The organism is Bacteroides clarus (genome assembly GCF_015555825.1).
Lineage (GTDB): Bacteria > Bacteroidota > Bacteroidia > Bacteroidales > Bacteroidaceae > Bacteroides > Bacteroides clarus.
Genome location: NZ_JADNLF010000006.1, coordinates 56883 through 71366, shown reverse-complemented (window position 1 = coordinate 71366; position 14484 = coordinate 56883). Strand labels below are relative to the sequence as shown.

Below are 14484 nucleotides of genomic sequence, written 5' to 3'. Positions count from 1 at the left end.
CACTTCGTTTTTTGTTTGGTAGTATCCCTGCAAAGATTAATTTTGCAACGTAAATCCATGAAAGCGATATGATAAGTATATATCCTGTTCTTCATAACAAGAAACAATACCTCGACCTCCTACTCCTGGCCGACGAACAAGAGTCCATGATAGACCGTTATCTGGAACGTGGCGAAATGTTCGTCCTGACGGATGCAGGCAACATAAAAGCCGCCTGTGTCGTTACTCGTGAAGCGGAAGATGTTTTCGAGATAAAGAACATTGCCACCTACCCGCAATTCCAACGGCAGGGATATGGCAGGATACTGATAGAATATCTTTTCAAGCGGTATGCAGGCAGATGCCGAACCATGCTCGTGGGTACGGGCGACAGTCCTCTGACCGTTCCCTTTTATGAAAGCTGCGGATTCACATATTCGCACCGCATCCCCGACTTCTTTACGGACAACTACGACCATCCCATATACGAAGCGGGCAAGCAACTGAAAGATATGATTTACCTGAAACGCAGCATGAATGAGTAAAAATAACGCCCGCCCATCACGCATCGCCCAAGAGCAACGCACCGTAGAGCAGATGATCCGTCTCTACTGTCGCAAGAAAGAGGGCAACAAAGAACTTTGCCCGCAATGCCTCGAGTTACTGGAGTATGCCCGCATGCGCCTGTCCCGCTGCCCGTTTGGCGAGAAGAAGAACACTTGCAGGCTCTGCCCCATTCATTGCTACAAGCCTGCCATGAAAGAACGGATGCGTGAGGTGATGCGGTATGCCGGACCGCGAATGCTGCTTTATCACCCTGCGGCGGCACTCCGGCATTTATGGAAGGAGTATATACATCAATATTTCAGCAAACGCTTCGGACTGCCATGCCAGGAACAGCACAAACAGTAGACTTCCGTCAAATCATACCCTTCCAAAGAAGCTTCGGGATCTTTGGGCACAATCTCTCCCTCACGGGAAACATATACGGGCAGACGCTCTCCGCTGCCGTTCAAGACAAAAAAAGCCCCCACTTTACATTGGGGGCATATCATTTTACGCGTCATCAGTTGAAGTAATATAAGAAGATGGCGATACCTTCGAGCGCTTTCTTCTTTTCGCCCTCTATTTCGATAGCAAACTTGATTTCCGCCTTTGCCACACCGCGCAGGTTTGCCAGCGAGTGCAGGGAAGCCACCAAACGGATGCTCTGCCCGGACAGTACAGCCTGGCCGAACTTCATCTTGTCCATACCATAGTTAATCATCATCTTCAGGTTGTTCACCTCAATAATCTGGTTCCACAGATGCGGCAGCATGGAGAGGGTAAGATAACCGTGCGCAATAGTACTCTTAAAAGGACTTTCGGTCTTGGCACGCTCGGTATCAACGTGAATCCACTGGTGGTCCAGCGTTGCGTCGGCAAAGAGGTTGATACGTTCCTGCGTAAGCTCCACATATTCCGAAACACCGATTTGCTGACCTATCAGCTTTTCAAAATCCTCATACGAGTTGATAATAACTTTTTCCATATATTCTTTGTTTTGTTGGGTAAATAGCGTTGTAAACGGTAACAAAGATACCGCTTATCTCCGAATAAATTACAAACAGACTGCTAAAAAGCCATATATTCCGGCTGTTTTTACCATAGTCTACCTTATTATGAGCCGCACATTCCACAAAGAACGCGTAAGTTTATACTTGTCTGCAAACAGATAATGTCACGGCTCCGCATAACAAAACAAACATACGGTTGGTAATAACTGTTATTGTATTGTATTTTTATTATATCTCTTCCCCATTTCTTTTCATTTCTGCGAATTATATCTATTTTTGTAAGCATATACAAGTATATAATAAGAATATCAATCACTCTAAATATTCCTGTATGGACGCTAAAAAGGATTATAACCTGTTATCAGACATAATGCGCAATGCCAACATGGGCTGGTGGGAAGCCGACGTGCAGGATGCGAGTTATATCTGTTCCGAATACATCGCCAACCTGCTGGGTTTGAAAGAAGACGGTTACATCAGCTTTGAAGACTTCAACAAACGCATCTTGAAAGAGGAGCAACCGCATACCACCGCACATTCCTTTTACAATATGCAGCAGATGAATGAAGCCGTCTATCTGCTCGATAGCGTAAAGGGCCCCGTATGGGTGCGCAGTAAAGCCTGCATGCAGAAAACCGATGAAAAAGAACATACCAAGATTTACGGCATAGCCGAAATACAGGACGGCCCTTATATGTCATCCGCCTCGCAAGTGCTACAACAACGCGAACGGCTTTTGCACAACATCTACAAGAACCTTCCGGTGGGCATCGAACTCTACAACATAGACGGAGTTCTGATAGACCTCAACGACAAGGAACTGGAAATGTTCCACTTGCGACGGAAAGAAGACCTGCTGGGTGTCAATATCTTCGACAATCCCGTATTTCCGCAAGAGATGAAAGAGAAACTGAGAAAATATGAAAACGCCGATTTCACGTTCCGCTACGACTTCGCGCAAGTAGGCTCTTACTACGACCCGCAGACCAAAACGGGTACGATAGACCTCGTGACCAAAGTAACCACGCTGTACGACGAAAATCACGTCCCTACCAACTATCTGCTGATAAATGCCGATAAGACCGAGACTACCGTAGCCTACAACAAAATACAGGAATTCGAGAGTTTCTTCGAACTGATAGGTAACTATGCCAAAGTAGGGTATGCCCATTACAATCTGCTCACCCGGCAGGGATATGCCCAACACAGCTGGTATATCAATGTCGGTGAGCAGGAGGACACACCGTTGTCCGAAATCATCGGAGTGTACAACCACATCCATCCCGACGACCGTCACGATATGCTCCGCTTTCTGGATAACGCCCTAAAAGGTGCAGAGAACAAGTTCAACAAGGAAATACGCATTCTCAGACAAGACGGCAACTGTTCTTGGACGCACGTCAACCTGATAGTGAAAGTGTACGCTCCCGAACGGAACTGTATCGAACTCATCTGTATCAACTACGATATCACCCGGCTCAAAGATACGGAAGCAATGCTGATACTGGCCAAAGAGAAAGCCGAAGAATCAGACCGCCTGAAATCCGCTTTCCTCGCCAACATGAGTCACGAAATACGCACGCCGCTGAATGCCATTATCGGTTTCTCCGGTCTTTTGCCCTACATAGAGGATGCCGAGGAGCGCGACCGCTATATAGCCCTGATAAACCACAACAATGAGTTATTGCTGAATATCATCAATGATGTATTGGACTTGTCGAAAATAGAAGCCGGGCACATAGAGCTGTCTCCCGTCTGGCTCAATCTCTCGGACCTGATAGACGAGAGCTGCACCGAATGTCAACGTAATGTTCCCGAAGGCGTAACGCTCAAAACCCGCTATCCGGTAATTCCCCGCCTGATAGAGCAGGACCCGATGCGCATCAAGCAGGTATTAAGCAACCTCGTATCGAACGCGTTGAAGAATACAACGCAGGGATATGTCGAGATTTCATACGAAACGGGACAGTCCGAAGCGAGGATAAGCGTTTCCGATACCGGGCGCGGCATACCTCAAGAAAAGCTCGGCGTGATATTCGAGCGGTTCGAAAAAACGGACTCTTTCGTACAAGGAGCCGGACTGGGCTTATCCATCTGCAAGTCCATCGTGGAACACATGAACGGGAGAATCGAGGTGATATCCGCCGTAGGCGAAGGCAGTACGTTTACCGTAACGTTTCCCTGCCAAGTACAGCCGGCGACATAACGGAATAGAAATAAAGAACAGGAAAGAAATATGATAATACAAAAAGAGTTTACCCTCACCCCTCACAAGCGTGGCTTTCATCTGGTTACGGAAGAAATATCCCGCAACCTGCCGCCGTTGCCGCCAACCGGATTATTGCATTTGTTCATCAAGCACACAAGTGCCGCACTCACCATCAACGAGAATGCCGACCCGGATGTACAGACAGATATGGAAGCCATCTTCAACCGCCTTGTCAGGGAACGTGAACCTTATTACGAACATACCTGCGAGGGGGACGACGATATGCCGGCGCATGCCAAGTCCACCATTGTGGGAGCGGAACTGACCATCCCCATTACCAACGGACGGATGAACATGGGCATTTGGCAAGGTATCTATCTGTGTGAATTCCGCAATCGTGGCGGCGGAAGAAAAATCGTCGCAACCGTTATTGGATAATCTCTGCCCATGAAAAAAGCCATTATCATAGGAGCCACCTCAGGCATCGGTCAGGAAGTAGCCCGTTTACTCGTGCGGCAAGGTTGGCGCATAGGTATTGCCGGCAGGCGCGAAGAAGCCCTGCGGAGCATGCAGCAAACCAACCCCGAACAGATAGAGATACAATGTCTTGATGTGACAGAGGATAATGCCATCCTGCATCTCAACCGATTGGTAGACCGCCTAGGCGGTATGGACTTGTTTTTCCTAAGTTCCGGTGTGGGTTATCAGAACAGAGACTTGGAACCGGAAATAGAATTGAACACCGCACGTACCAATGTCGAAGGATTTACCCGAATGGTAACCGCCGCTTTCGACTATTTCAAAAAAACGGGTGGCGGACATATCGCTGTAATCAGTTCCATAGCGGGCACCAAGGGGCTGGGTGTAGCACCCGCCTACTCTGCCACCAAGCGGTTTCAGAATACGTACATCGACGCTTTGGCGCAACTTTCGCGGATGCAGCGCCTCAACATCCGCTTCACCGATATCCGTCCGGGCTTCGTAGCAACGGACTTGCTGCGGAACGGCAAGTACCCGATGCTGATGCATGCCGACGAAGTAGCCCGACACATCGTCCGGGCATTAAAACATAAAAAACGGGTGGCGGTAATTGACGGACGTTACAGCCTATTGGTATTCTTTTGGCGAATGATTCCACGTTGGTTGTGGGAACGGTTGCCTATAAAGAATTGATTTCGTATCTTCACGCCAATAAACCAAAAACGACCAAGATGAAAAAAAAAGCCGGATATATGATACTTACAGCCACCGTTGCCCTGTGTACAGGCGCTTCGTTGCCTTTTCTCTTCGGCAACAGTGTGCTGAATCCTGAACAACAATCCGTTAAATCGGAAGTGCCCTACTGCGTCACCTCTCCTACCGTACCCGCCAAGATTACCTTTGCCGGACAGGAAGTGGACTTGCTGCGCTACGACCACCGGGAACGTATGGACCGTGAACTGATGTCGTTCACCTATATGCATTCCACCACGATGCTCACCGTAAAGCGTGCAAACCGCTATTTTCCTATTATAGAACCTATATTAAAAGCAAACGGCATACCGGATGATTTTAAATATCTGGCCGTAATAGAAAGTGCGCTTAACCCGCTTGCCAAATCACCCGCCGGTGCCGCAGGCATGTGGCAGTTCATGCCCGGTACAGGACGTGAGTTCGGTTTGGAAGTAAACAATAACATCGACGAACGTTATCACGTGGAAAAAGAAACGAAAGCCGCCTGCAAATATCTGAAAGAGGCCTATGCCAAATATGGCAACTGGCTCTGCGTAGCCGCTGCCTACAATGCCGGACAAGGACGCATCTCCGCACAATTACAGAAACAAATGGTGAGCCGGGCGGCAGACCTTTGGCTGGTAGAGGAAACCTCACGCTATATGTTCCGTTTGCTGGCGGCAAAGGCTGTTATCAGCAACCCGCAGCAATACGGCTTCTTACTGAAACGTGAACATCTTTATCCGTCCATCCCATACACTGAAGTGAAAGTCACTACGGGAATAACCAATCTGGCGCAATTCGCCAAAAGCAAAGGTATCACCTATGCCCAGCTGAAAGATGCCAATCCCTGGCTGCGTGATATTTCTTTGATGAACAAAAGCGGACGTACATACATCCTAAAGATACCGACGCAAGCCGGAATGCACTACGATCCGCATAAGACCGTTCCTTATAACAAGCACTGGGTAATAAATTAAGAGTCAAGTCTGTTTCTCCGTCAAATACTTCCAATAACGCACAGGCATATCTTGTCTGTGCTTGCGGGGATTCAGCCTCTCTCTGATGCAGATTGCCTTGAAATAGGTTTTCCAAAGTCGCTGAAAGAGTTTTTCATCTTTATCCATAAGGCTTTCGTCCAGCATACCCGTCACAAGATGCCCTTCACGACTATCTTCGCCGAAAGTAACTTCCCGTATTTCTTTTAAATCGTAATAATAGCCATAGGCACGCTTAATGTCATATATCAACCAACGTTGGTCGGCAAAGCGGTCTTTAAAATGCCCGGTTATCAGGGGAAGTGCATTCTTCTCCGGCTCCACCGCTGCAAAATAAGTACCGTCCGCAGCCTTTTGAAAACGGATGAACTGCAACATCCGTATGCGTTCCCAATCTACCCGTTTCCACATACGTGAGAATTCCAAGACATCAGGGTCGGCAAAATTGGTTTCAATGGAACGGGGAGCATCTATTGCTTTACGGATATAACGAAACAGGAGCGATGCCGTTTCCGGCTCTTCCGCCAGCCAGCATTGGGTAAGGCAGGACAAGGCGGATGCAGACAGTTTTTTCTGTAAGCCGCGCCAAACCCTACCCGCTTTCTCTTCATCGGAAACCACCGTAAAAGCCTCATCATGGAATAAGGGTAGCGGCTCTCCCTCTACCAACAAAGCATCAGGAAAAGTACGGCGGGAATAGGCCTCGAAAACAGAAGTCAGCAATCCCTCGAAAGTATTATCGAATATAAACAGGTTCATTCTCTTTCTTCTCCAAAATCAAGTGTCAACTGCCTGTCATCGTATTTCTTTTTAGGCTTTCGCACCAACAGATTGCGCACCCCTTGCGGAGTCATTTCATTGACCGTACGCATAGGCAGTTCACTGCACATAATAAAATACTGCGCTTTCTTCATTACCACGCCGATTTTTTTCAGCTGATAAAATCCCAATTTGGAAAAACGGCGGGAAGCGATTATCAGGCGCGCCGATTTCACGCCGATACCCGGTATGCGGAGTATCATCTCATAATCCGCTTTATTGATATCAACGGGAAACAGCTCAGGATGACGCAAGGCCCACGACAGTTTCGGATCTATCTCCAAATCCAAATCCGGATAAGCGTCATCTACGATTTCATCTACCTTGAACTGATAGAAACGCAGCAGCCAGTCAGCCTGATAGAGGCGGTTCTCGCGTACCAAGGGCGGCTGTTTCAAAGCCGGCAGGCGCTTGTCGTACGTATTCACCGAGATATATCCGGAATAATAGACGCGCCTCATCGTAGGACGCTGATAAAGAGCCGATGAAAGGAAAAGAATATCCTTGTCCGTTTCAGCGGTAGCCCCCACAATCATCTGTGTACTCTGTCCCGCCGGAGCAAAACGGGGCGCATAACGATACTTCTTACGTTCTTCCGCACTCTCCAAAACACCTTGCTGGATATATCGCATCGGAGCAAACACGCTCTTATGGTCTTTCTCCGGAGCAAGCAGCTTGAGGTTTTCTTCTTTGGGGATTTCCACATTGACACTGAGACGGTCGGCATATAACCCGGCTTCATTCACCAACTCCCGACTGGCTCCGGGAATACTCTTCAAATGGATATAGCCGTTGAAGCGATGGATGGTACGAAGGTCTTTGGCCACACGCACCAACCGTTCCATTGTATAATCGGGGTTGCGCACCACACCGCTACTCAGAAAAAGCCCTTCGATGTAGTTGCGGCGATAAAATTCCATTGTCAAATTCACCAGTTCGCCGACGGAAAGGGTGGCGCGAGGCAAGTCGTTGCTACGACGGTTGATACAATAGGCGCAATCGTATATGCAGTAATTCGTCAGCATCACTTTCAACAACGAAATACAGCGTCCGTCCTCTGCAAAGCTATGACAGATACCCCACCCGCCCACAGTATTACCCACCATGCCCGCTTTATTGGAACGCACAGTACCGCTGGATGAGCAAGATACATCGTACTTTGCCGACTCCGCCAATATCTTCAACTTATTTAATACATTCTCGTCCATAACCCGTGCCAAAAGTAGCAATAAAACTTCGATTTCAAGGACGAAGGCCAAGCAATTAATATATTAAAAATCGTTGAGGGATAGGATAGAAAAACGACTTATCCGTACAAAGGAACTACTATATATAAAATAAAAAAGACCGCCGAACGGCAGTCTTTCACAGCATTAAATCTGCTTTTTTCTTACTTCTTAGAAGCTTCCAAAGATGCTTTGCGGAATTCTTTCATTGTCTTTTCGATTTCCAAAGAAGCCTTACGTGCACGAGTACCGGCTGCCTTGTTACCGTTTTCCAACTGAGCTTTTGCATCTTTTTCGAATGCTGCATACAATTCTGCAACTTTTTCAACTAATTCTTTCATAATCCTTTTTTAATTACTTCGTTAATAATGTCCGACAAAAATACATTCTTTCTTGAAATAAATGCAGAAAAACGATATTTTTTTTGAAATAATACGCAAAATCGGCATAAAAAAGGGCTCATACGTGTTTTTTATCTACTTTTGCAGGCATGAAAACGCTTACTGATGCCCAATATATACATGCTCTCATAGCCGAAGGAGAGCACCAGCAGCAAGATTTCAAGTTCGAAATATCCGATGCGCGAAAAATTGCCAAGACGCTTTCGGCCTTTTCAAATACGGACGGCGGACGTCTCCTTATCGGCGTAAAAGACAATGGAAAAATAGCCGGAGTACGCTCCGACGAGGAACAATATATGATAGAAGCGGCAGCCCGATTATACTGTCGCCCGGAAGTGAGTTACAGCACGCAGACTTATCAGGTGGAAGGCCGCAGCGTGCTACTCGTGCAAATTGATGAAAGCGACCGGAAACCGGTATATGCCAAAGACGAAACCGGCAGGTATCTCGCCTACCTGCGCATTAAAGACGAAAACATTCTTGCCACCCCGGTACACCTGCGTATCTGGCAGCAAAGCGAAAGTCCCAAAGGAGAACTGATGGAATACACCGAACGGGAACAACTGCTTCTTGATTTGCTGGAACAAAACGACCGATTGTCACTGAACCGTTATTGCCGTCTGGCACATCTGTCACGCCGTTCCGCGGAACATTTGCTGGCTAAACTCATTCGCTATGACATTGTGGAACCCATATTCGAAGGACATAAGTTTCACTTCAAACTGAAATGAAGTAGAAAAAGAGTTGGAGTGCTGGTAAAAAGCAAGTTATTTACTACCTTTGCACCCGTAAATTTAGAAAAACTATCATCATGGGTATATTTGCCAAACTATTCAACAAGAATTCGGAAGAGGTTTCTTCCAAAAATGTGGAAGACTTTGTCTCACTGACACGTGTCTACTTCCAATCTGTGATAGCCGCAAACCTGGGTATCACCAACATCCGTTTTGTACCGGATGTAGCCAACTTCAAACGTTTATTCAAAATTCCTACACAGGGCGGTCGTCTGGGACAAGCGGAAAAAGCGGCTTCCCGCAAGATGCTGATGCAGGACTACGGAATAAGCGAGAACTTCTTTAAAGAGATCGACGCTTCCGTAAAAAAACACTGCCGTACTCAGAATGACGTACAAGGTTATCTTTTCATGTATCAGGGCTTCTCTAACGATCTGATGATGTTGATGGGTAACCTGATGCAATGGAAATTCCGTATGCCGTCTATTTTTAAAGGCGCATTGCGCAGCATGACCGAAAAAACGGTACATGAGGTTTGTACCAAGGCCGTTTGGAAAAAGGATGACGTACACAAAACAGCCATGACAGTCCGTCAGTACAAAGAACGTTTGGGATACTCGGAACAATGGATGACCGAGTATGTGTACAATATCGTTATGCTGGCAAAGAAAGAGCCGAAAAAGAAAGCCGACGAACAAGAGAAAGCATAAGCCGAAGTCTCGGCCAATAAGCGCAAACGCTTTTTTCTATGGAAATAGAACAGCATCCCTTAGAACCTTTTCTCCCCGGCAATGCACGTTTACTGATGCTGGGGAGTTTCCCGCCGCAAAAGAAGCGGTGGTCAATGGAGTTTTATTATCCGAATTGGAATAACGACATGTGGCGCATTGCAGGTCTCTTATTCTTTAATGATAAAGACCATTTCGTAGATAAATCCCGAAAGGCCTTCTGTAAAGAGTGTATTATCAGTTTCCTGAACAAAAAGGGAATAGCCCTGTTCGATACGGCCACCGCCGTACGGCGATTACAGGATAATGCATCCGATAAGTTCCTTGAGGTAGTCCAACCTACTGATATAGCCGCATTGCTGCAGCAACTGCCGCAATGCGAAGCGATTGTCACCACGGGGCAAAAGGCGACGGACACACTTTGCGCGCTGTTTTCATTGAAAGAGCCCAAGGTCGGGGATTTTACAGAGTTCATTTTCGAGGATCGCCCCATACGTCTCTATCGCATGCCTTCTTCATCAAGAGCTTATCCGCTGGCTTTAGAAAAAAAAGCGGCAGCCTATCGCGTTATGTATCAGGACTTACAAATGCTATAAGCGATTTTCCCTTTAAAATAAAGTGACAAAGGGCTTGCAGATTTGAAAGTTTCCATTACCTTTGCAGCCGCAAACACGGGAGTAGCTCAGTTGGTAGAGCACCGGTCTCCAAAACCGGGTGTCGGGAGTTCGAGCCTCTCCTCCCGTGCAACCGCCTTATCAGGCAAAGCCACCGCTCAAGAAATATTAATCAACTTATGCGTCTGTAAACTCAGTCTCCATTTCGGATGCTGCATCACGCACGCCACAGTTTCTACCGTATTACTACAAGAACAAGGTTGCAGAAAAAAATGCTTGGCAGGTAGTTGTTCATACACGGTAATGTCCTGACTTTCATACACCACTTTCACCTCATCCATGCGGGAAATGCTCAGTTTTGCCCCTCGTTTGGGCGAGCAAGTCACCCAATCTATATTATCCGGTAGCTCGTGTGTCCCGTTAGTCTCGATACACACATACTTTCCCATCCGGTGCAGACGGTCTACAAATTCCCGATCAATCCAAAGCGAAGGTTCTCCACCCGTCAGTATCACCATCATCGCAGGATATTTCCCCACCTCCGCCATGATTTCTTCATCTGTCATCAAAACACCCTCTTCATGCTGCGTATCACAAAACGGGCACTTCAGGTTACAACCGGAAAGACGGATAAAAACAGCAGGAGTACCCGTATGAAATCCCTCTCCCTGCAGACTGTAAAATATTTCGTTAATCTTTCTCATAAGCGGTCGTGTCAATCTTCTTCATATACGGCTATATTCGACTCGGATTCCTGTACCTCTACTTTAAAACAAGTAGGTATTTGGTCGCATATCCAACGCGCAATATTCTCGGCTGTAGGATTAAAAGGAAGAACTTCATTGATATTCCGGTGGTCCAACTGCTCTTTCACCACCTGTTTGATATGGCTGAAATCAACTACCATACCATCGGCATTCAACTCTTTGGAACGGCAATAAACTGTGATTATCCAATTGTGACCATGCAGATTTTCACATTTACTCTGATAGGAAAGCTTCAGACTGTGGGCAGCCGAAACTTCCATTCGTTTAATGACTGTATACATACTGTTAATACGCTAATTAAAATATCATTTATAGTACTGTGCATCTAATGTCACCTCGATGCGACAGCAAAAGTACAAAAAACTTGGAATTTACACATCAGATTACCACTTATTCATACACACAGATAGAATTGGCAACCCGGCGTTCCACTCCACCCGAAGGTGTATTAATGATACCCGTATCGGAATATTCCCCGCTCCATAAAGTAGAAGAACCGCCGCCGTCAAGATTCAACGCGTCTTTTCCACCCAATACGCGGATCATGTGTGTCAGTTCAGGTATATTGACACCCTCCGCCTTTCCTTTCATACGTCCGTCCACAACAACAAACAAAATCTTTTTATCTTTCGTAAGCACTATGGCGCTACGCGGATGTTTGGTATTCACAAAACTTTGGTTACAGGCGGAAATATCACACTCTTTTCCATTCATCAGCATCAAAGGACCGGAAACAAGCACCGTCCCATGCTTCAAGCGACAAGCCTTTTCTTCTTGTTTGCTCCAGGGCAACAATTTCATCCGTCCTTTCTTTATGAATACAGCTCCATTGGAAACCGTACCCAATGCACCGTTAGCAGTTGTATCCACCACCACTCCGTTTTTCCGCAAATAACAAACCGAATTACCTGCTTTCATATTAAAATAAGAACCATTAACGGCAGCTATTGCTCCCGAACGGTGTGCAGCCACACTGGTTTCCTCTTTAGGCTGATGAATCAGTACATCCAGATTGTAATACTTCGGAGTTATTTCGAGTACGGAAACTTCCTGTGGAACACCATATAAAGAATTGAAAAAAGCCTTTCGGCAAAGTACGCCTTTCTTTAAAGACGTCACCTGCCAATGCGCGGCAACCAAAGCCAAAGAATCCGCAACCGTCTGGGCCGTAGCGGTCCATGCGCAACAAACAATAAACAATAGCAAAACGACTTTATTCTTCATATTTTTTCTATTTTTGCGGCATGAAAGCCCTTTATATCCTATTCGGTACACTTTCTTTAATACTCGGCATCATCGGAGTTTTTCTTCCATTGCTGCCTACAACTCCATTTCTGTTACTTACAGCAGCTCTTTACGTCCGCAGTTCTCCCCGCCTCTACCATTGGCTGTTGCACCAAAAATATTTGGGAAACTATATCCGTAATTTCCGTGAGAATAAGGCTATTCCGTTAAGAGCTAAAATCATTTCCATATCACTTATATGGATAACAATTCTCAACTGCATCTTTTTCATAGCCCCCTATTGGTGGCTGAAAATATTATTGTTACTGATTGCAATAGGAACAAGTTACCATATCCTCTCTTTCAAAACACTGAAATAAAGTAAAGCCTTGCTTCTCAATTACGAATTACCTTGCTCCTCCAAGCGCCTCAAAGAATTCTCCCAATCCCTTACGGGCATCCGCAAGTTTATCCTCCCAATGCTTCACCGAATTCTGCCCGATGATATCGGTTACATACTTCACCGCGATGAACGGTGTATTTTTGGTACGGCACACCCATGCCTGGGCATAAGCTTCCATATCCACAACATCTCCTTTTACATCCGACAGTTCCGTCAGAAAAGTATCCCCCGTATTACATATTCCTTCGCCCTGCCAATGCAGGCAATAGCCTTTCCGAGCCAACAGTTCCGCCGAGTTTATCTCACATTCCATATCAAAATCAGTCAACTTCTGCATATCGCGGTCTACGAAATGACGGCATACGAAAATATCCCCCACCTGATGACGGACAGTACCTGCCGTACCCATATTGACAACTAAATCGGGCTGTGCGCGATTGATAGCTTCCGTAAGATAAAAAGCCGATTTCACCTTTCCTATTCCGGTGCGAAGATAGCCCACCTGCACTTCTTCTTCCCCTGTCAAACCGGGAAACTTCAATTCCGTAAATTCACCCTGAACGGCGTAAGTAACTAAAATTCTCATATTCTTTGATTCCTGTTTTATAATATACAAATTCAACACCTCCACATACTCCTTCTTACCCGGTTTATCCAACTGCACAGATATGGTACACAAAGGTATACAATTAGTTCAGTATATAAATTAAATTATCCCACAAATTATTTTATGAAGATTTCAATACACACACAGAAAACCAATCTAAAGTTATTAAGGCAGTAATCTCCGATATTGCTACGGATTAATATCGGCCATACTATCACTTAAATAGTCCAAAGTTCCCTTTATCCCACATGACATAACCTCTTTTTTCCCTTATTTCAGTACATACGGAACATTTTTCTTTGAAAAGCTTTTGTAATCTCCAAGTTAATTGTATTTTTGTGTACAATTTTGGTGTAGTAATGACAGACGAAGAAAAGAAGCTATTAAGTACTTTTGAAGCCAGACTGCGGCATTTAATCTATCTGCATGATGAATTAAAACGCGAAAATGCTGAACTTAAGCAACTTCTCGAAGCTAAAGAGGAAGAATGCGAGAAAGTACGTTCCGATTACAAAGAGCTGGAAACGAACTACACAAACCTAAAAACAGCTACGACAATCAGCCTTAACGGCAGTGACGTAAAAGAGACGAAACTGCGATTGTCCAAATTAGTGCGTGAAGTCGATAAATGCATCGCTTTATTGAATGAATAAAAAAGAGGATGTATGAACGATAAGATAAAGATAAACCTGCAAATGGCAGGGGCCACCTATCCTCTCACGATCAACCGTGAGGACGAGGAAATAGTAAGGGAAGCTGCCAAACAGGTCAATATCCGGATCAATGCGTATCGGGAACACTATCAGAACATCTCTTCAGAGAGGATTATAGCCATGGTGGCTTATCAATTTGCTTTGGAGACCCTTCAGTTGAAAGACCGTAATGATACTGAGCCCTATACAGCCAAGATAAAAGAACTGACAGAAGTATTGGAATCCTATTTCAAGGAAAGATAAGGAAACAATTTTCTGTTCCGTTTTTACGAGAGAGACAATATCGCGCACTGT

General features: G+C 45.7%; 21 protein-coding genes and 1 tRNA gene. 13 read left to right on the top strand and 9 right to left on the bottom strand.

Annotated elements, in window-relative coordinates; genetic code table 11:
• Positions 1–68 precede the first annotated feature (68 nt).
• A complete protein-coding gene (locus I2F54_RS08350) occupies positions 69–524 on the top strand; it encodes a GNAT family N-acetyltransferase (protein ID WP_195500946.1) in 456 nt (151 codons plus the stop codon).
• Positions 517–891 carry a nitrous oxide-stimulated promoter family protein gene (locus I2F54_RS08345; RefSeq protein ID WP_087426584.1) on the top strand — a complete coding sequence of 125 codons (375 nt, stop codon included), beginning with the start codon at positions 517–519 and terminating at the stop codon, positions 889–891. The genes I2F54_RS08350 and I2F54_RS08345 overlap by 8 nt, the downstream gene beginning before the upstream one ends.
• Here the strand turns inward: I2F54_RS08345 and I2F54_RS08340 are convergent.
• Both I2F54_RS08340 and I2F54_RS08335 read right to left on the bottom strand, forming a co-directional pair.
• Entirely contained in the window at positions 837–1046 is a 210-nt protein-coding gene (locus I2F54_RS08340) for a hypothetical protein (protein WP_087413577.1), read from the bottom strand. The two genes, I2F54_RS08345 and I2F54_RS08340, sit on opposite strands and share 55 nt — an antisense overlap.
• A complete protein-coding gene (locus I2F54_RS08335) occupies positions 1046–1510 on the bottom strand; it encodes a MaoC family dehydratase (protein WP_009121312.1) in 465 nt (154 codons plus the stop codon). Before I2F54_RS08335 ends, I2F54_RS08340 begins: the two co-directional genes overlap by 1 nt.
• A 356-nt stretch (positions 1511–1866) precedes the next feature.
• Between I2F54_RS08335 and I2F54_RS08330 the strand changes: the two genes are divergently transcribed.
• From I2F54_RS08330 to I2F54_RS08315, 4 genes are read left to right on the top strand one after another with little or no spacing between them, the layout of a single operon-like run.
• Positions 1867–3741, top strand: a complete 1875-nt coding sequence (locus tag I2F54_RS08330) for a PAS domain-containing sensor histidine kinase (protein ID WP_195500945.1) — start codon at positions 1867–1869, stop codon at positions 3739–3741.
• Positions 3742–3771: 30 nt separating this feature from the next.
• Positions 3772–4182 (top strand): secondary thiamine-phosphate synthase enzyme YjbQ, encoded by a 411-nt coding sequence (locus I2F54_RS08325; protein WP_087413578.1) that lies wholly within the window; start codon positions 3772–3774, stop codon positions 4180–4182.
• Between the two features lie 9 nt (positions 4183–4191).
• Positions 4192–4917, top strand: a complete 726-nt coding sequence (locus I2F54_RS08320; RefSeq protein WP_195500944.1) for an SDR family NAD(P)-dependent oxidoreductase — start codon at positions 4192–4194, stop codon at positions 4915–4917.
• Between the two features lie 38 nt (positions 4918–4955).
• Positions 4956–5936, top strand: a complete 981-nt coding sequence (locus I2F54_RS08315; protein ID WP_195500943.1) for a lytic transglycosylase domain-containing protein — start codon at positions 4956–4958, stop codon at positions 5934–5936.
• A 3-nt stretch (positions 5937–5939) separates the two neighbouring features.
• Here I2F54_RS08315 and I2F54_RS08310 read toward each other — a convergent pair whose 3' ends face one another.
• The 3 genes from I2F54_RS08310 to I2F54_RS08300 all read right to left on the bottom strand — a co-directional run bounded on the left by I2F54_RS08310 (position 5940) and on the right by I2F54_RS08300 (position 8340).
• Positions 5940–6713, bottom strand: coding sequence for a TIGR03915 family putative DNA repair protein (locus I2F54_RS08310; RefSeq protein WP_129618998.1), 774 nt, complete (start codon positions 6711–6713; stop codon positions 5940–5942).
• On the bottom strand, positions 6710–7981 hold the full coding sequence (locus I2F54_RS08305) for a putative DNA modification/repair radical SAM protein (RefSeq protein ID WP_195500942.1): 1272 nt from the start codon (positions 7979–7981) through the stop codon (positions 6710–6712). Before I2F54_RS08305 ends, I2F54_RS08310 begins: the two co-directional genes overlap by 4 nt.
• A gap of 182 nt (positions 7982–8163) precedes the next feature.
• Positions 8164–8340 (bottom strand): histone H1, encoded by a 177-nt coding sequence (locus I2F54_RS08300; protein WP_009121302.1) that lies wholly within the window; start codon positions 8338–8340, stop codon positions 8164–8166.
• Between the two features lie 149 nt (positions 8341–8489).
• Between I2F54_RS08300 and I2F54_RS08295 the strand changes: the two genes are divergently transcribed.
• The 4 genes from I2F54_RS08295 (at position 8490) to I2F54_RS08280 (ending at position 10606) form a co-directional block, all read left to right on the top strand.
• A complete protein-coding gene (locus I2F54_RS08295) occupies positions 8490–9131 on the top strand; it encodes an AlbA family DNA-binding domain-containing protein (protein WP_009121300.1) in 642 nt (213 codons plus the stop codon).
• 80 nt (positions 9132–9211) lie between these two features.
• Positions 9212–9844: a hypothetical protein gene (locus tag I2F54_RS08290; protein ID WP_118468949.1), complete on the top strand. Its 633-nt coding sequence runs from the start codon at positions 9212–9214 to the stop codon at positions 9842–9844.
• A gap of 38 nt (positions 9845–9882) precedes the next feature.
• Positions 9883–10458 carry a uracil-DNA glycosylase family protein gene (locus I2F54_RS08285; protein WP_009121298.1) on the top strand — a complete coding sequence of 192 codons (576 nt, stop codon included), beginning with the start codon at positions 9883–9885 and terminating at the stop codon, positions 10456–10458.
• A 75-nt stretch (positions 10459–10533) separates the two neighbouring features.
• Positions 10534–10606: transfer RNA gene (locus tag I2F54_RS08280), tRNA-Trp, on the top strand.
• Positions 10607–10634: 28 nt separating this feature from the next.
• Here the strand turns inward: I2F54_RS08280 and I2F54_RS08275 are convergent.
• From I2F54_RS08275 to I2F54_RS08265, 3 genes are all read right to left on the bottom strand, one after another.
• Positions 10635–11180 carry a 7-carboxy-7-deazaguanine synthase QueE gene (locus tag I2F54_RS08275; protein ID WP_118046586.1) on the bottom strand — a complete coding sequence of 182 codons (546 nt, stop codon included), beginning with the start codon at positions 11178–11180 and terminating at the stop codon, positions 10635–10637.
• Positions 11181–11191: 11 nt separating this feature from the next.
• Entirely contained in the window at positions 11192–11524 is a 333-nt protein-coding gene (queD, locus tag I2F54_RS08270; RefSeq protein WP_009121296.1) for a 6-carboxytetrahydropterin synthase QueD, read from the bottom strand.
• A 109-nt stretch (positions 11525–11633) separates the two neighbouring features.
• Positions 11634–12467, bottom strand: coding sequence for a phosphodiester glycosidase family protein (locus I2F54_RS08265; RefSeq protein WP_195500941.1), 834 nt, complete (start codon positions 12465–12467; stop codon positions 11634–11636).
• A gap of 20 nt (positions 12468–12487) precedes the next feature.
• Between I2F54_RS08265 and I2F54_RS08260 the strand changes: the two genes are divergently transcribed.
• Positions 12488–12847, top strand: coding sequence for a YbaN family protein (locus I2F54_RS08260; protein ID WP_009121294.1), 360 nt, complete (start codon positions 12488–12490; stop codon positions 12845–12847).
• 27 nt (positions 12848–12874) lie between these two features.
• Here the strand turns inward: I2F54_RS08260 and I2F54_RS08255 are convergent, their stop codons facing one another.
• Complete coding sequence (locus I2F54_RS08255) at positions 12875–13456, bottom strand: 5'-methylthioadenosine/S-adenosylhomocysteine nucleosidase family protein (RefSeq protein ID WP_195500940.1); 582 nt, start codon at positions 13454–13456, stop codon at positions 12875–12877.
• A 380-nt stretch (positions 13457–13836) separates the two neighbouring features.
• On the opposite strand from I2F54_RS08255, the gene I2F54_RS08250 reads away from it, so the two are divergent.
• Entirely contained in the window at positions 13837–14130 is a 294-nt protein-coding gene (locus I2F54_RS08250) for a hypothetical protein (protein ID WP_195501029.1), read from the top strand.
• 12 nt (positions 14131–14142) lie between these two features.
• Positions 14143–14433 carry a cell division protein ZapA gene (locus I2F54_RS08245; RefSeq protein WP_022217731.1) on the top strand — a complete coding sequence of 97 codons (291 nt, stop codon included), beginning with the start codon at positions 14143–14145 and terminating at the stop codon, positions 14431–14433.
• The last annotated feature ends 51 nt before the right edge of the window (positions 14434–14484 follow it).

What these genes read in the sequence shown, in the direction of transcription:
- I2F54_RS08340 (WP_087413577.1), bottom strand. Translation starts at nt 1,046, where the DNA reads ATGACGCGTAAAATGATATGCCCCCAATGTAAAGTGGGGGCTTTTTTT.
- I2F54_RS08330 (WP_195500945.1), top strand. Translation starts at nt 1,867, where the DNA reads ATGGACGCTAAAAAGGATTATAACCTGTTATCAGACATAATGCGCAAT.
- I2F54_RS08315 (WP_195500943.1), top strand. Translation starts at nt 4,956, where the DNA reads ATGAAAAAAAAAGCCGGATATATGATACTTACAGCCACCGTTGCCCTG.
- I2F54_RS08255 (WP_195500940.1), bottom strand. Translation starts at nt 13,456, where the DNA reads ATGAGAATTTTAGTTACTTACGCCGTTCAGGGTGAATTTACGGAATTG.
- I2F54_RS08335 (WP_009121312.1), bottom strand. Translation starts at nt 1,510, where the DNA reads ATGGAAAAAGTTATTATCAACTCGTATGAGGATTTTGAAAAGCTGATA.
- I2F54_RS08260 (WP_009121294.1), top strand. Translation starts at nt 12,488, where the DNA reads ATGAAAGCCCTTTATATCCTATTCGGTACACTTTCTTTAATACTCGGC.
- I2F54_RS08295 (WP_009121300.1), top strand. Translation starts at nt 8,490, where the DNA reads ATGAAAACGCTTACTGATGCCCAATATATACATGCTCTCATAGCCGAA.
- I2F54_RS08265 (WP_195500941.1), bottom strand. Translation starts at nt 12,467, where the DNA reads ATGAAGAATAAAGTCGTTTTGCTATTGTTTATTGTTTGTTGCGCATGG.
- I2F54_RS08345 (WP_087426584.1), top strand. Translation starts at nt 517, where the DNA reads ATGAGTAAAAATAACGCCCGCCCATCACGCATCGCCCAAGAGCAACGC.
- I2F54_RS08285 (WP_009121298.1), top strand. Translation starts at nt 9,883, where the DNA reads ATGGAAATAGAACAGCATCCCTTAGAACCTTTTCTCCCCGGCAATGCA.
- I2F54_RS08310 (WP_129618998.1), bottom strand. Translation starts at nt 6,713, where the DNA reads ATGAACCTGTTTATATTCGATAATACTTTCGAGGGATTGCTGACTTCT.
- I2F54_RS08290 (WP_118468949.1), top strand. Translation starts at nt 9,212, where the DNA reads ATGGGTATATTTGCCAAACTATTCAACAAGAATTCGGAAGAGGTTTCT.
- queD (WP_009121296.1), bottom strand. Translation starts at nt 11,524, where the DNA reads ATGTATACAGTCATTAAACGAATGGAAGTTTCGGCTGCCCACAGTCTG.
- I2F54_RS08320 (WP_195500944.1), top strand. Translation starts at nt 4,192, where the DNA reads ATGAAAAAAGCCATTATCATAGGAGCCACCTCAGGCATCGGTCAGGAA.
- I2F54_RS08250 (WP_195501029.1), top strand. Translation starts at nt 13,837, where the DNA reads ATGACAGACGAAGAAAAGAAGCTATTAAGTACTTTTGAAGCCAGACTG.
- I2F54_RS08325 (WP_087413578.1), top strand. Translation starts at nt 3,772, where the DNA reads ATGATAATACAAAAAGAGTTTACCCTCACCCCTCACAAGCGTGGCTTT.
- I2F54_RS08275 (WP_118046586.1), bottom strand. Translation starts at nt 11,180, where the DNA reads ATGAGAAAGATTAACGAAATATTTTACAGTCTGCAGGGAGAGGGATTT.
- I2F54_RS08300 (WP_009121302.1), bottom strand. Translation starts at nt 8,340, where the DNA reads ATGAAAGAATTAGTTGAAAAAGTTGCAGAATTGTATGCAGCATTCGAA.
- I2F54_RS08305 (WP_195500942.1), bottom strand. Translation starts at nt 7,981, where the DNA reads ATGGACGAGAATGTATTAAATAAGTTGAAGATATTGGCGGAGTCGGCA.
- I2F54_RS08350 (WP_195500946.1), top strand. Translation starts at nt 69, where the DNA reads ATGATAAGTATATATCCTGTTCTTCATAACAAGAAACAATACCTCGAC.
- I2F54_RS08245 (WP_022217731.1), top strand. Translation starts at nt 14,143, where the DNA reads ATGAACGATAAGATAAAGATAAACCTGCAAATGGCAGGGGCCACCTAT.